This window comes from Sphingobacterium sp. B16(2022), assembly GCF_012030425.1.
Lineage (GTDB): Bacteria > Bacteroidota > Bacteroidia > Sphingobacteriales > Sphingobacteriaceae > Sphingobacterium > Sphingobacterium anhuiense.
Map to the genome: position 1 here is coordinate 235,228 of NZ_JAAUVN010000001.1, position 14,535 is coordinate 249,762.

Sequence of the window (14,535 nt, forward strand, 5' to 3'; positions counted from 1 at the left end):
TATCAAGGATTGGTCAAATGTAACTGCTTTATTATTATGCTTTATTATTACGAATTTTGATCGTTGAAATTGTTTTTCATTTTGAGAAATGATCGAGATCAATTTTTTTATTTTGAGCAACTGCTCAGAAATATTGAGATCTGGAAAAGTTTATATATGCTTTAATATAAAATCTACCCTTAGATCAACAGCTCCTATAGGTACTTCTATTACATTATAACCATTATCAAAATAAGTTTTTTTCATAATTTCAAATGTATAGAGAGCTTCTTCCCATGTTTGTTTTCTTTCATCGTCAGTTGTATAGATCTGTGCCCAAGGAGGAAGTATAAATACAGTGCTATTGTATTTATGGGTTTTTGCATTTTGAAGCATTTCAGTAGGAATTTTGAAGTTAATCATTTCTGCATAACAAATGGTGTCTACTATACCGCGATCAAAGAAGTAAATGTTATCGTTCTTATTGGATATTGCATGATAGCTTTTTACTGATGCATTAAGCAGTAATGAAGCATATAAATCTTTATTTTTCCAGGGTAAAGCATTTCCTCTTTTTAGTATCTGCTGTTTAATGATTGATCGGGCATCTTCTGCAACCGTAGAATATCCTTTAGACTTTAAAGCATCAATCAAGGTGGTTTTGCCCACTCCAGGCCCCCCTGTGATGACATAAAAGTTATTTTTACGTGTATTCATTTTGTTTTTGTGTATTAATAATTGTTATTTTTTGAAGGTAAGTTCTCGTACTGATTATAGTTTTTTGTTTGAGTAATATCGTAACGGATAGAAGTGGATTTGTAAAGTTAAGTAAATCATTAAATATGTAGGTTTTGAAATGGAAAATTTAAGAGGTGCCAAATAAAAAATATTTTGGAAAAATAAATATTTTAATACATTTGCATAATCAGTTATGTAATTGGTTATAATGTTTAGTATTTATTTTATCAATATGTCAAACTATTTAAAGAAAACATCTAAAAACACAAAAAGAACGCTACAAGAGATGAAAGATCGTGGTGAAAAAATATCGATGCTAACTGCTTATGATTACACCATGGCTTCCATAATTGATAAAGCAGGTATTGATGTTATTTTGGTAGGAGATTCGGCTTCGAATGTAATGGCCGGAAATAGAACAACATTGTCACTTACTTTAGATCAGATGATTTATCATGCGCAATCCGTAGTTCGGGCAGTGAAATCTGCGATGGTTATTGTTGATATGCCTTTTGGAGCCTGTTGTGGTAATCCTATGAAATCATTAGATGCAGCTGTAAGAGTGATGCAGGAAACTGGTGCCGACGCGATAAAAATTGAAGGTGGGCAAGAGGTTTCAGAAGATATTAAAAAGATTTTAGCAGCAGGAATTCCAGTAATGTCACATTTAGGATTAATGCCTCAATCTATTCATAATTATGGTAATTATGCTATTCGTGCTCGTAATGAGAAAGAATCTGAAAAATTGATTTCTGATTGCCTACTGGTGGAAAGTCTTGGTGTTTTTGGTATTTTACTGGAAAAAATTCCATCCCATACTGCAAAAAAGATTTCAGATATGCTAAAAATACCAACAATTGGAATTGGTGCTGGCTCTGGAGTGGATGGACAGGTTCTGGTCATACAAGATGTTATGGGAATGAATGATGAATTTTCGCCCAAGTTTTTACGTCGATACGCAGATTTACATACGGTAATGTCTGAAGCTACCCGTCATTATATTGAGGACGTCAAATCAGTTTCTTTTCCCAATCAAAGCGAAAGTTATTAGCGATAAGCAAGTATAAAATTATAAATCAAACAAATAGAATGGATTTTTTTAACAAGACAGGTAAAATGGCTTTAGGTAGCAGGCTTCGATTGCTAACCAATAAAGTAACAGAAGATGCTGCACAGATATACGAACTTTACCACGTGGAATTTTTACCGAAATGGTTTCCTGTTTTCTTTATTTTGGCTGAAGAAGGCGAAAAAACAATAACTGAAATAGCAAATGAAATTGGACATTCTCAACCTTCCGTTACGAAAATAATAAGAGAAATGACTTCTGCGGGATTGGTTGAAGATAACTTATTAACACATGATAAGCGTAGAAATGTTGTAGGTTTGACTGAAAAAGGAAAGAAGTTGAACGATAAGATACGGGTTTCATGTCAAGATGTCGATGCGGCAATTGAAATGATAATCGAGGAAGCTACACATAATCTTTGGGAAGCAATAGAAGAATGGGAGTTTCTTTTGGAACAAAAATCACTGCTTAAGCGAGTAAATGAACAAAAAAAAATACGGGAAAGTCAAGCTGTAGAAATTGTTCCGTATAAACCGGAATATCAGGAGGCCTTTAGGTCGCTCAATGAAGAATGGATTTCTACTTATTTTGAAATGGAAGAGGCTGATTATAAAGCGTTAAATAATCCTCAAGATTATATTTTGGATAAAGGGGGGGTAATATTGGTCGCACTTTATAACAATAAGCCTGTAGGAGTTTGTGCTTTGATTAAAATGCATCAAGAAGATTATGATTATGAAATGGCTAAAATGGCAGTTTCACCGAGCGCACAAGGAAAAAATATTGGATTTCTACTGGGGCAGGAGGTATTAAAGCAGGCAAAGGAATTAGGAGCGCAAAATTTGTATTTAGAAAGTAATACGATTTTAAAGCCAGCAATTAATTTATATCATAAATTAGGATTTAAAAAAATAGCAGGACGAAATACGCCTTATAAACGTTGTAATATACAAATGGCGTTGCATTTAGATCGTTCATATCAATAGATTGATTTCATGTTAAGTTTTAGAAATGTTGATCGACTTTAATAATTGTATATTATTTGACAGTATAGCTATACTGTCAAATAATCATGACTATTTATGAAGTTGATTCCTAAAAAAAAATAATTCGTTTTATTTTTTTTGATGTGAAATTTTGATCTAATTATGAGGTTATGATTTAATCATAACTTCCGATTTGCGCGTTTATTGATTGCAATTAAAATATGTTAATCGATGTATTATTCGAAAGACAAACTAATTTTATTAAAACCTAGTCCTTTAAGTAAAGGGGTGAAAACATTTAGCGCATTTGCTCGAGTTTGTTGCAATATGTCTGATTTTTTTACCTCGGTTGCAATCTCCTTTTCCGCATTTTTATAGGCTTCATCTACAAGGTCAGCTTCTCGAAAGAATGCCATTTTGGTGTCGTAAACTCGGGAAGATTTATGATCTATCTTTATGTAGCAAATTTCAGGTAAAGGTAAACGCATAGAAACAGAGTCTCCAAAAACTTCAATATCTTCTTGTTTGACTTTTGTTAAATCGATACATCCAACGGCATCTGCTTTTATGATAAGTAGTACACTTGCGTCGGGTAAGAATGTTGTAATATTTTTATGTTCAACAACATCGCTAAATCTATATTTGACCAATTCAAGCTTGCCCATTGCTTCTATTCGCTCGATCAAAAGTTGATGTGTAGTAACTTTTGTAGTTTTGTTTTCAAACTTAGACCATAGCAACCATCCGAAGACCGCAATAATAGCTAATAAGAATATTACTTTTAAAAATCTTGCCATAACTTAATACAATCAATTTATAGACCAACAATTACTATATATATGTAAAATTTTTATTTCATTACGATTTTATGTGATGTATCATAGCTTAACGTATAAGTATATAATAAGCTACATTGGTTATTTGATGTGGGCATATTGTGCATAGAAAAAGTATAGAAGGCCTGTTTGTTCAGTGGATCTAGTATCATCGTATAGTTCGTGTTGTATGATCCTAGGCTAGTCCTTGTATGGTGCAAGTGTGGTCATATAGTCCTTGTTGTATGATCCTAGTCTAGTCCTTGTGTGATCATTTAGTCCATGTTGTATGATCCTAGGGTTGTACTTGGGTGGGGAGGGGTGTGATCATAGAATTGATAGTGTATGATCCTAGATTAACCTATTGTTATTCTTTATAATAGGGTAGCTATATTGTTGAGGATTTTTGTTTATGTATTTTTTGTACTTGTTTTCAGTAAGCCGTTTCTATAAAGATTCAGTGCTTCTTGCATGATGTGATTGATCGTAACTAAATCGAAGTCTGCGTTGGGATCAACATAAAAAACTTTCATTTTAGAACGATTTCCCGATTGAAGAGCTGGAATATCTAAATGTCTGCCTTCTACCATCATGATATAGGGAATATCTTTTTTTGAATCTATTGACAGATAACAAAATATTCTATTTTTATAGCAGAAACAGGGCATGCCCCATTTCTGCGTTTCTGTTATAAGCGGATCCAGTCTGAGAATAATTTCTTTTAATGCTAGTAAACAACTTTTTATTGGTTCTTTTTTACTGTGATAGTAATTCTCAACTGTTTCAAACATAATGAATAGTTATATGTATTATTCGCAAATTTCTTTTAATCTTGATAAGGCTTTGGGCCAAGTTTCATCAAAGTAAGATAGGTATTCTTCTGTGGTATCTACTTTAACAGTTACATTTGTTATTCCATTATTTTCTTTAAAATGATAGTTCTCTGTACCTCCTGCCCAGCTTTCGACTGCAGGCCCCTCTGTGATTTCTATATCTCCATCCAATATTCCGTAATGATAAATGGAAACAAATTCATTAGGGATATTTTCTAAAATTTTAGCTACCATACCTTCACGTTTACCATCTTTGTTTTGTCCAATAAAGTAAATTTTATCACCTTTATTCCATCCTCCTTCATAATCTGATGTAGGGTTGAATTCGGAAGTCCATAATTTATAGGTTTCTTTATCTAGCATTTTGTGAAATACTACTGAAGCTGGTGCTTGAATGTCGATTTGATATGTTTGGTTTTTCATAATTTATTTTTTTGGAAAATTTGGATCTGCTAATACTTCTTCAATCTGTTTAGTGTGTCTAGCACAGTGAGCGGCGATAAAAAGTAGGTTTTGATAACCATCAACTACGCCTGTTGGGTAGTCACTGATGTGATTGCGAAGGTCATCTATATTTGCATTTTTGATGTATAATAAAACAGGCTCTCTAGCTGCTAGAAAGTCCTTTATTGCTACTTTGCTATCTTTATATTTTCCTGTGGGTTGCAGTTCTTTTGGTGCCTGAAATTTTTGACTTCGATCAGTCATCATGTTTATGAGACCTTGATCAGTTGATTTGACTTCATTTTTCCGGTTAGGCTGTGGCGCTTTTCCCAATTCTTTTTTTGCCATTTCAAATAACAGACTTTCTGAGCGTATGATATGCTCTAGACATTGACCTATTGACCATTTTCCTTCTCCAGGACTAAATTGTAGTTGTGCTTCACTTAATCCTGATATGTCATCTTTTAATGATTTGGTTGTGTATTGAAAATATTGGATTAATGAATCAATATTTCCGTGCTGATTTAAAATGACAGGAGGGACATTTTTTTCAATTATTCGCGTAACGTTATTTATTACAGCAATTTTATCAGCAGCTTTGGCCGTGATACAGGGAAGAGTTATACTGACACCTAGTGTAAGCATAAATTTTATTAGTATTTTCATTTTTTTTTAATTGGTGAAGTGTGCAAATTCCATTGTTTTCTAGTATAAATTTTTTAAATCCTAACGGTAGACCGTTCATACTTGTTTCTATTTCAAAGAATTTAGTTTTAACAATTATAACCTTATTTTGTTTAGCACTGCTTGCCATAAGACAAGAAATAAAAATACGCGTATTGATTTATAAAAATGAAGATTTAAATCAGAGAAAAGATTAAAATAATACTGCTCCATCTTAAATATAAAGAAGTATGTGCTGAATTTTGTTTAAGGATGACTCAGTATTGTATGATCTTCTAATTATATGTATAATTGTAGCTAGGATAATTCTTATTTTTTATTTGATGAGAATAGGTGCAATCTTAATCTTTGATGAGCGCGCATCCATATTTCACAGGTAAGTCTACACATCTGATGTGGATTTTTTACGAAATTATTCTAATGCTACTATCACTCCTATTAGAATAGAGTTCAAGGTCATCTTTTCTTGAAATATAGATTATTAAAATTGATATAATGATCTGGAAAGCTGAATGAAAAAGTTAGCCATGAGAGGGAGATAGATTAGGGTAATTCTCAAATTAATAACGTAGATCGATAATTTAAATGCTAAAAAAGATTGTGGCATTCCTATTTAAATGGCGCATTAATAATTTATTAAAATAAATGAAAATAAAAAGCTTAGTTACTTTGAAACATTTTAGAATTGTCAAATCATGGTTGAATAGTACATATAAAACCATTAAGTTTGGTCGTATTTGTACAGAGTCTCTACCAAAACGACAAACAGTACTTAATTTAAATAAAACTATAAATTGGCGTAGTCTCGGTCATAGTTTTATTTTTCTCTTTCTTTCGCATGCGACATTGGCGCAAAAAAAACCAGTAGAATATGTTAATCCATTTATTGGAACAACTAACTATGGTACGACTAATCCGGGTGCACAAGTTCCGCAGGGGTTGATGAATGTTTCGCCTTTTAATGTCATGGGGTCATCTTTGAACAAATTTAATAAGGATGCACAATGGTGGTCTACTCCCTATGAATATAACAATAAGTTTTTTACGGGATTTTCACATGTTAACCTGAGCGGTGTAGGATGTCCAGATATGGGGAGTCTTTTGCTGATGCCAACAACAGGCCGTCTTGATGTCGATTATCGGAATTATGGAAGTACTTACAAAAATGAAAGTGCCGCACCGGGTTATTATACCAATTATTTAGAAAAATATGGTGTGAAAACTGAAGCTACAGCGACACTACGAACAGGAATTTCCAGATTTACCTTTCCGAAGGGTAAAAGCCATATTTTACTTAATTTAGGTGAAGGGTTAACGAATGAAACGGGAGCTACGATGCGATTTGTTAACGATCGAGAGATTGAAGGTTCAAAGTTATTGGGATCATTTTGTTATGTTAATAATCAAGCTGTATATCCGATTTATTTTGTCTTAAGGTTGAGTAAGAAACCTTCGGAAAAGGGCTACTGGAAATTTCAGAAGCAAGGAGAAGTTTGGGAAAACGATTGGAATAAGGATGCTGGAAAGTATAAAGTTTTTACAGCATATCATAACGAAATGTCCGGGGATGATATTGGTGCTTATTTAAGCTTTGAAACTTCTGAAAACGAGCAGGTTGAAGTTCAGGTAGGAGTCTCCTTCGTAAGTATTGAAAATGCAAGACAAAATTTAGATCAAGAACAACCCAAAGGCGGATTTGATCAAATCAGATTAGCCGCTTCTAAGAGATGGAATGAAGATTTGTCGAAAATCGAAGTTGAAGGTGGTACTGAAGATCAGAAAACAGTCTTCTATACAGCATTGTACCATGCGCTAATACATCCAAATATTCTTCAGGATGTTAATGGACAATATCCCGCTATGGAGACCCGTCAAACATTAAAAACGTCAGGAAATCGTTATACTGTATTTTCTCTATGGGATACTTACCGCAATGTCCAACCGTTAATGAGTCTATTGTTTCCTGACCGACAAACAGAGATGATCCGTTCTATGATCGATATTTATAAAGAAAGCGGATGGATGCCTAAATGGGAGCTTTATGGTCGCGAATCTTATACCATGGATGGAGATCCCGCAATTCCCGTTATCGTTGATGCATGGATGAAAGGTATTCGAGATTATGATCATGAAGCTGCATACGAGGCGTTTTATAAATCAGCAACAACTATAGATAGTACCAATAAAATTCGTCCTGATAATGCTGATTATGTAAAATACGGTTACGTACCACTACGTGCCAAATTTGATAACTCAGTGTCTCATTCAATTGAGTATTTCCTTGCGGACTGGAACCTTTCACAGTTCGCGGCTTCACTAGGAAAGAAAGAAGATGCCAAAATGTTTGCTGAGCGGGCAAAAGGTTATAAGCACTACTATTCAAAAGAGTATGGAACTTTTAGACCTATACTTCCTGATGGTAAATTTCTAACCCCTTTTGATCCTTTGCAAGGTGCTAATTTCGAACCAAATCCTGGTTTTCATGAAGGAAATGCTTGGAATTATACTTTTGCCATTCCACATGATATTGCTGGATTAGTGAAATTAATGGGGGGTAAGCATAATTTTGTGGAAAAACTTCAAGCTACTTTTGATAAAGGATATTTTGACGTTACTAATGAACCTGATATGCTTTATCCGCATATCTTTTCGGAAATCGAAGGGGAGGAGTGGCGTACTCAAAAATTAGTAACGGAGATTTTAGAAACTCATTTTAAGAATGCTCCAGGAGGAATACCTGGTAATGACGATACAGGCACAATGTCTACTTGGGCATCTATGAATATGATGGGAATATATCCGTTATGTCCAGGGAGGCCGGAGTACACGGTTGTAACTCCGGTATTCGATAAGGTGACGATACATTTAGATGCAAAATATCATCACGGTAAAGATAAGTTGATTATCAGAAGGGACCGTAAAGGTGATGCAGGATTTATTAACGGTATTTCAATTGATGGGAAAAAAGTAAAGGGCTTTAAAATATCTCACCATGATCTTGTTAATAGTAATGAAATTGTAATTACTACTGGAAATCGTTGATATATGTTTTTAACAGTGAATTATTTGAAAAAAATAGCCTTAGGGCTATTTTTTTTTGATTTGAATATTCCAACTTAGTTCGATAATCTTTATTCTTTTAATAATTTGCATCTTTCCTTTAGCTTCATTCTGAATTTTTTTTAATAACTATTGAAGTTGATATTTTTTTATTGATGACCATATCTGATAAAGTAAAAGTATTTTAGGTGGAAGCATTCATTTTTTATTATTTTGTGACTATAATAATAAATTTGAATTATACCTTTTATATTAAATACTTAACGACATATTACACGTGTAGTTTTTGTAAAAAAAATAACCATAAAGATGATTAGAAATTTAAACATATGCACCTTAGTAAGTCTATTTTTTGCTATTGGAAACATTTATGCACAAAGGAGTACTAAACCTAATATCATATATATTTATGCAGATGATTTGGGGTATGGTGAGATTGAACCTTATGGGCAGCAGAAAATAAAAACTCCTAATCTATTAAAATTAGCTGAGAAGGGGATGACTTTTACACAACATTATGCTAGTACACCTGTATGTGCACCATCCCGTGCTATGCTTATGACTGGTAAACATGGTGGGCATGCTTATATTCGTGGTAATTATGAACTTGGTGGATTTCCTGATAGTCTTGAAGGTGGGCAGATGCCCCTGCCGGAAGGCACATTAACCATTCCTAAGATGCTGAAGCAGATTGGATATCGTACAGCTATGGCGGGTAAGTGGGGATTAGGTATGAATAATACGCCAGGTAGCCCCTTGAGACAGGGATTTGATTATTATATCTCGGTTTTAGATCAGAAACAAGCTCACAATTTTTATCCAACTCACTTATGGGAAAATGATGTGCGATTAACATTGAACAACCCTGTAATGGATGTGCATAAGGCACTTAATCCAGCTACAGCGACTGACGCAGATTTTGACTATTATATAGGGAAGGAATATGCAACTGATATAATGGCTGAAAAAGCACTCAAATTTATTTCAGAGAATAAGGAACAGCCATTTTTTCTTTATCTGCCATTTACACAACCACATGTGTCATTGCAGGCACCTCAAGAATATATTGATATGTACAAAGGTGTTTTTGATGAAAAACCTTACTATGGACAGCAAGGATATGCAGCTACTAAATATCCTTATGCAACATACGCTGCAATGATTACTTATTTGGATGCTCAGGTCGGTAAAATAATGAACCGAATCTCGGATCTGGGTCTTGATGAGAATACAATCATTATGTTTTCGAGTGATAATGGTACGACATTTAATGGCGGTGTAAATCCAAAATTCTTTAGAAGCGTCGGTGACTTAAGAGGTCTAAAAATGGATGTATTCGAAGGAGGGATCCGTGTGCCTTTTATTGCATCTTGGCCAGGAAATATTTCGGCGGGAGTGAAATCTGATTTTGCATCAGCGCAGTATGATATTATGGCCACAATAGCTGCAGTCACTGGTCAAAAAATTGAAAATACCGATGGTATTTCATTATTGCCAACACTTTTGGGAAAAACAGATGAACAACAAGATCATGATTTTTTATATTGGGAATATCCGGAAAACGGAGGACAGATCGCAATCCGTTTAGGGAAATGGAAAGCTGTTAAATTAGATGTCCGTAAGAAAGGCTACAGTAGGACACCTTGGATGATTTTTGATCTTGAAAATGATAGGAAGGAAGAGCACGATTTAGCTGCTCAGCATCCAGAACTAATTAAAAAATTTGATACTATAGTAGATCATCAACATCAACCAGCACATATCAAAGAATGGGAGTTTATTAATCCAAAATTCACTAAAAAGTAATGTTTTAACAGAATTTTCTTACTTTACTTTTGTTCACTTGGGGATTGCATATTATTTTTCAAGTTACGGAGGTATTTATATGATAGAAATGAATAATAAAGAAGAAAAAGCAGAATTTTGGGAATCTGCTTTTGTTGAAAAAAGTGAAATGTGGGGTTTCGAACCAGCAAAAACAGCTGTTTTAACGGCTGATTTTTTTATCAAAGAGCTTGTTAAAAATGTACTTATCCCGGGAATAGGGTATGGTCGTAATGCTCAGGTTTTTAAAGATAAGGGTATGGCTGTTACGGGAATAGAAATATCGAAGACAGCAATCAAGATGGCGAGGGCTCATTATGGATCGGATATGCTAATTTTTAATGGATCTGTTACTGATATGCCTTTTGATCAAAATAAATATGATGGTATATTTTGTTATGCTTTAATTCATTTATTGGATAGCCAAGAAAGGATTAAACTAATTCAGGATTGTTATGATCAACTCAATGTCAACGGATATATGTTTTTTACGGCAATTTCTAAGAAGGCTGATAGTTACAAAAAAGGAAGATATATTGATAAGGATCGTTATGAAGTATTCGAAGGAGTAAAGCTTTTTTTCTATGATGAGCATGCTATTGAATCCGAGTTTAAGCATGTTGGGCTATTTGAAATTGAGGAAATTGATGAAAGTCAACCCTTTTTTTTAATAAAATGTAAGAAATCTAATAATTGAGTTCATTATTTAGTTTCTTAAAACTAACTGCACATAGTAACGACCTGTCGATTTATCTATTATAAAGAATCCTGTATGTATGAAGCAAGATCGTTATCCATTTTACTTGGACTACTTTTTAGTTGTTGTATAATTCGTTGACGTTCTTCTTTTGTTTTATTTTGACTTAATTTCTTCTGCCCTTGTAACTCATTTACCTCTAACTCGAAGATTACTATACCTTGCATCATTCCCTTTTTGAATTTTTTAGATTGATTATTCCACTGTTGTAAGTAATCTTTTTCATAAAATAAAATCATTTGCTCTAAAGCATTGATTTTAGCCTCTTCATCTGTTATAATTTTTGCAGTTCCATAAGCATGAACAGCAATATAATCCCAAGTAGGTACGCTTTCTACTTTATCATAATGTTGAGGAGATATATAAGCATGAGGTTCGGTAAATATAACTAGTGAAGTATTTTTTGAAATATACGCGACTTGTTCATTATTTTTTGCAAAATGGGCAGTAAGAATAAGTTTATCTGAAGTGTCGTTTACAACAAAAGGTAGCTGTGTAGCAATTGGAATATTATTCTTTACTGTAATTATGGTGGCAAAGCTATATTTTTTCATGAAAGCAATCTGCTCAGCTTCATGCTCAATTTTAAAATTATTGGGTATAAACATAATTTTATTTTAAATAGGATTTATTATTTAGCATATTTTTTTGATCCTGCAACACAGAGTATGACAGCCATCGTTATTCCTATCATATTAAGACTTACTTTTTCATTCAAAAAAATTGATGCTACGGCTAGTCCAAGAAACGGTTGAAGTAATTGTAACTGTCCAATAGATGCAATTCCTCCTTGAGCTAATCCTTTATACCAAAATATGAAAGCTATAAACATGCTAAAAATAGAGACGTATGCTAGCCCGAACCATGCCTTTATATCTACGTTTGCAAATGATAGTGGTCTGTAAAAAAATACTAGGGGTATCATAAATGGCAGTGATAAGACTAGCGCCCAGGAAATTACTTGCCAGCCCCCCAATGTTTTTGATAGTTTCGCCCCTTCTGCATATCCTAATCCACACAGTATCACGGCAACTAACATCAGTGAATTACCAAGTGGTGAGGTTGTTATTCCTTGTGCAATAGCATAACCTATTATAAAAAGGCTACCTATTATTGAGAATAACCAGAATAAAGGTTTCGGCCTTTCACCACCTCGAAGCACGCCAAAACTAGCGGTTGCAAGTGGAAGTAGTCCTAAAAATACAAGTGAATCTGCGGATGTAAGATATTGTAGTGCTAAAGCGCTTAAAAGAGGGAAACCAATTACAACACCGACTGCAACTATAAACAAAGGAATAATTTGTTTTTGTGTAGGTTTTCTCTCTTTGAAAATTATTAATCCGCCTAAAGCAAGTAACCCGGCAATTGTGGCACGGGAAACAGTTAAAAATATAGGATTTAAATCTAGTACCGCAATTCTTGTTGCAGGAAGAGAGCCACTGAATAATAATACACCTATAATGCCATTAATCCATCCGTTAGATCGAATTTTTGTTCCATAATTTATAGCTGTTTTTTTCATTAAATTTTCATTTGATCAAAAGTACATGAACATCATTTATGAGCACAGTATCAGTTTTGATTTATTTAATGGATACAGTTATATTTATACTATGAAAAGAGATTTTTTATACGATGAAATTGCTCGTAAAATCAGTAATCAAATTAAAAGTGGCTTATTGCAACCTGGTGATCGTCTCCCATCAATCCGAACGTTCAGTCATGAGCAAGGGGTAAGTGTGAACACTGTCAAACGTGTATTTCTTGAATTAGAAGCACAGTCTCTTATTCAGTCCAAGCCTCAGTCGGGTTATTTTGTTAGTCCGGCGTCTTACCTAAAGATTCCATTAACAGAAGTAAGTAAAACTTCGCTAGGCATTGGCAATGTTGAGCCAAAGGAACTTATAAGTCGTGTATATGCAAATATGGGAAAATCAGATCTGACACTATTCTCTATTGGCATTCCTTCTGGTAATTTGTTGCCATTAGCAAAATTGAAAAAAGAACTTATTCTCGCTACAAGGGCATTAAAGGAGGGTGGAACTGAATATGAACCAATAGAAGGAAATTTAAAACTACGAAGAATGATTGCTATCCGATCATTAGCATGGGGAGGGAAGTTACAAGAAAGTGATTTGGTAACGACTAATGGAGGTATGCATGCTTTATCTTTATGTTTAATGGCATTAACTAAACCGGGTGATACTTTAGCATTAGAAAGTCCCTGTTATCCTGGTATTTTACAGCTTGCAATAAGTCTAGGATTACAAGTTATTGAAGTGGCAACCCATCCGATTACAGGAATTGATATCGAATCGTTAAAAAAAATAATACCAGTTATTCATGTATGTCTCTTAGTACCAAATTATAATACCCCGTTGGGAAGCTGTATTCCCGATAGTAATAAAAATGAAATTGTTAATTTATTATCAAAGCATCATATTCCAATAATAGAGGATGATGTATATGGAGATTTGTATTTTGGTTCTACAAGACCAAAATGCTGTAAATCTTACGATACAGAAGGAAATGTGCTTTGGTGCAGTTCTATTTCAAAGACTTTGGCACCAGGTTATCGGGTAGGTTGGATTGCTCCAGGCAAGTATAAAGAGCAGATTTTAAAGTTAAAACTCGTACATGCTATATCTTCAACATCCGTGGTCCACGAAGCTGTAGGAAACTTTTTAAAATCTGGACGGTACGACAATCATCTTAGACATCTTCGAAGTACACTATCTGACAACTTTCAGCATTATGCCCAGACTATCGCTTCATACTTTCCGGAAGGAACTAAAATAAGTCGTCCACAAGGAGGACTTGCATTATGGGTTGAGTTTAATGAAAACATAAATACGGCCGAACTGTACGAATTTGCACTTAAACACAATATAAGTATTGCACCAGGCCGGATGTTTACCCTCCAAGATCAATATAATAACTGTATGAGGCTTTGTTATGGACTTCCTTGGAACAACGAATTGCAATTTAAACTGAAACAACTGGGTAATTTTGCCAAAATTCTTGATAAAAAAATATAAATAGTTTGATTTAATATATCGCTAACCCGTTGTGCATTATGATATAGGGCTATAAATAAGATAAATAAGTTGTTCATTACTCTGATAATCAGTAAACTGTTTTTTCATGCGAGCCGGAGCAGGCTCATGCCTATTTCTTCCATTTCATCAGTTTTACTAAGTGCAATGAGTTTCAGCCAGAATATTTTTGTTACACAACCGGAGGTTCCTCTCTTTAATTTTAGGTGCAGCAAACGAAGATCAGATGATTACCAAATTATAACTTTTAACATTATTTGTTCAGTGTTTGTTCAGTACTTGCTCAGTGA

Annotated in this window: 13 protein-coding genes; 6 read left to right on the plus strand and 7 right to left on the minus strand. The window is 34.0% G+C overall.

Annotated features, from left to right (window positions below):
* Positions 1–150: 150 nt before the first annotated feature.
* Complete coding sequence (locus tag HCX49_RS01080) at positions 151–696, minus strand: AAA family ATPase (protein WP_168125889.1); 546 nt, start codon at positions 694–696, stop codon at positions 151–153.
* A gap of 253 nt (positions 697–949) precedes the next feature.
* Here HCX49_RS01080 and panB point away from each other — a divergent pair, with 253 nt between their 5' ends.
* Entirely contained in the window at positions 950–1,768 is an 819-nt protein-coding gene (panB, locus tag HCX49_RS01085; protein ID WP_168125890.1) for a 3-methyl-2-oxobutanoate hydroxymethyltransferase, read from the plus strand.
* A gap of 38 nt (positions 1,769–1,806) precedes the next feature.
* Positions 1,807–2,772: a helix-turn-helix domain-containing GNAT family N-acetyltransferase gene (locus tag HCX49_RS01090; RefSeq protein WP_168125891.1), complete on the plus strand. Its 966-nt coding sequence runs from the start codon at positions 1,807–1,809 to the stop codon at positions 2,770–2,772.
* Between the two features lie 236 nt (positions 2,773–3,008).
* Here HCX49_RS01090 and HCX49_RS01095 read toward each other — a convergent pair whose 3' ends face one another.
* From HCX49_RS01095 to HCX49_RS01110, 4 genes are all read right to left on the minus strand, one after another.
* The gene (locus HCX49_RS01095; RefSeq protein WP_021190778.1) at positions 3,009–3,569 is read right to left on the minus strand and encodes a DUF4230 domain-containing protein; all 561 of its coding nucleotides are present in this window, start codon (positions 3,567–3,569) and stop codon (positions 3,009–3,011) included.
* 428 nt (positions 3,570–3,997) lie between these two features.
* Positions 3,998–4,378 (minus strand): DUF1801 domain-containing protein, encoded by a 381-nt coding sequence (locus HCX49_RS01100; protein WP_132845423.1) that lies wholly within the window; start codon positions 4,376–4,378, stop codon positions 3,998–4,000.
* A gap of 18 nt (positions 4,379–4,396) precedes the next feature.
* A complete protein-coding gene (locus HCX49_RS01105) occupies positions 4,397–4,843 on the minus strand; it encodes an SRPBCC domain-containing protein (RefSeq protein WP_168125892.1) in 447 nt (148 codons plus the stop codon).
* 3 nt (positions 4,844–4,846) lie between these two features.
* Positions 4,847–5,530 carry a DinB family protein gene (locus tag HCX49_RS01110; protein WP_132771071.1) on the minus strand — a complete coding sequence of 228 codons (684 nt, stop codon included), beginning with the start codon at positions 5,528–5,530 and terminating at the stop codon, positions 4,847–4,849.
* Between the two features lie 663 nt (positions 5,531–6,193).
* On the opposite strand from HCX49_RS01110, the gene HCX49_RS01115 reads away from it, so the two are divergent.
* The 3 genes from HCX49_RS01115 to HCX49_RS01125 all read left to right on the plus strand — a co-directional run bounded on the left by HCX49_RS01115 (position 6,194) and on the right by HCX49_RS01125 (position 11,129).
* Positions 6,194–8,590 carry a GH92 family glycosyl hydrolase gene (locus tag HCX49_RS01115; RefSeq protein WP_168125893.1) on the plus strand — a complete coding sequence of 799 codons (2,397 nt, stop codon included), beginning with the start codon at positions 6,194–6,196 and terminating at the stop codon, positions 8,588–8,590.
* A gap of 327 nt (positions 8,591–8,917) precedes the next feature.
* Entirely contained in the window at positions 8,918–10,414 is a 1,497-nt protein-coding gene (locus HCX49_RS01120; RefSeq protein ID WP_168125894.1) for an arylsulfatase, read from the plus strand.
* A gap of 88 nt (positions 10,415–10,502) precedes the next feature.
* Positions 10,503–11,129, plus strand: coding sequence for a class I SAM-dependent methyltransferase (locus tag HCX49_RS01125; RefSeq protein ID WP_132771074.1), 627 nt, complete (start codon positions 10,503–10,505; stop codon positions 11,127–11,129).
* 59 nt (positions 11,130–11,188) lie between these two features.
* On the opposite strand, the gene HCX49_RS01130 is transcribed toward HCX49_RS01125, so the two are convergent.
* Together HCX49_RS01130 and HCX49_RS01135 are read right to left on the minus strand one after the other, a co-directional pair.
* The gene (locus HCX49_RS01130) at positions 11,189–11,797 is read right to left on the minus strand and encodes an FMN-binding negative transcriptional regulator (RefSeq protein ID WP_132771075.1); all 609 of its coding nucleotides are present in this window, start codon (positions 11,795–11,797) and stop codon (positions 11,189–11,191) included.
* A gap of 23 nt (positions 11,798–11,820) precedes the next feature.
* Positions 11,821–12,711 (minus strand): DMT family transporter, encoded by an 891-nt coding sequence (locus HCX49_RS01135; protein WP_021190771.1) that lies wholly within the window; start codon positions 12,709–12,711, stop codon positions 11,821–11,823.
* A 91-nt stretch (positions 12,712–12,802) separates the two neighbouring features.
* Here HCX49_RS01135 and HCX49_RS01140 point away from each other — a divergent pair, with 91 nt between their 5' ends.
* A complete protein-coding gene (locus tag HCX49_RS01140; RefSeq protein ID WP_168125895.1) occupies positions 12,803–14,227 on the plus strand; it encodes a PLP-dependent aminotransferase family protein in 1,425 nt (474 codons plus the stop codon).
* The last annotated feature ends 308 nt before the right edge of the window (positions 14,228–14,535 follow it).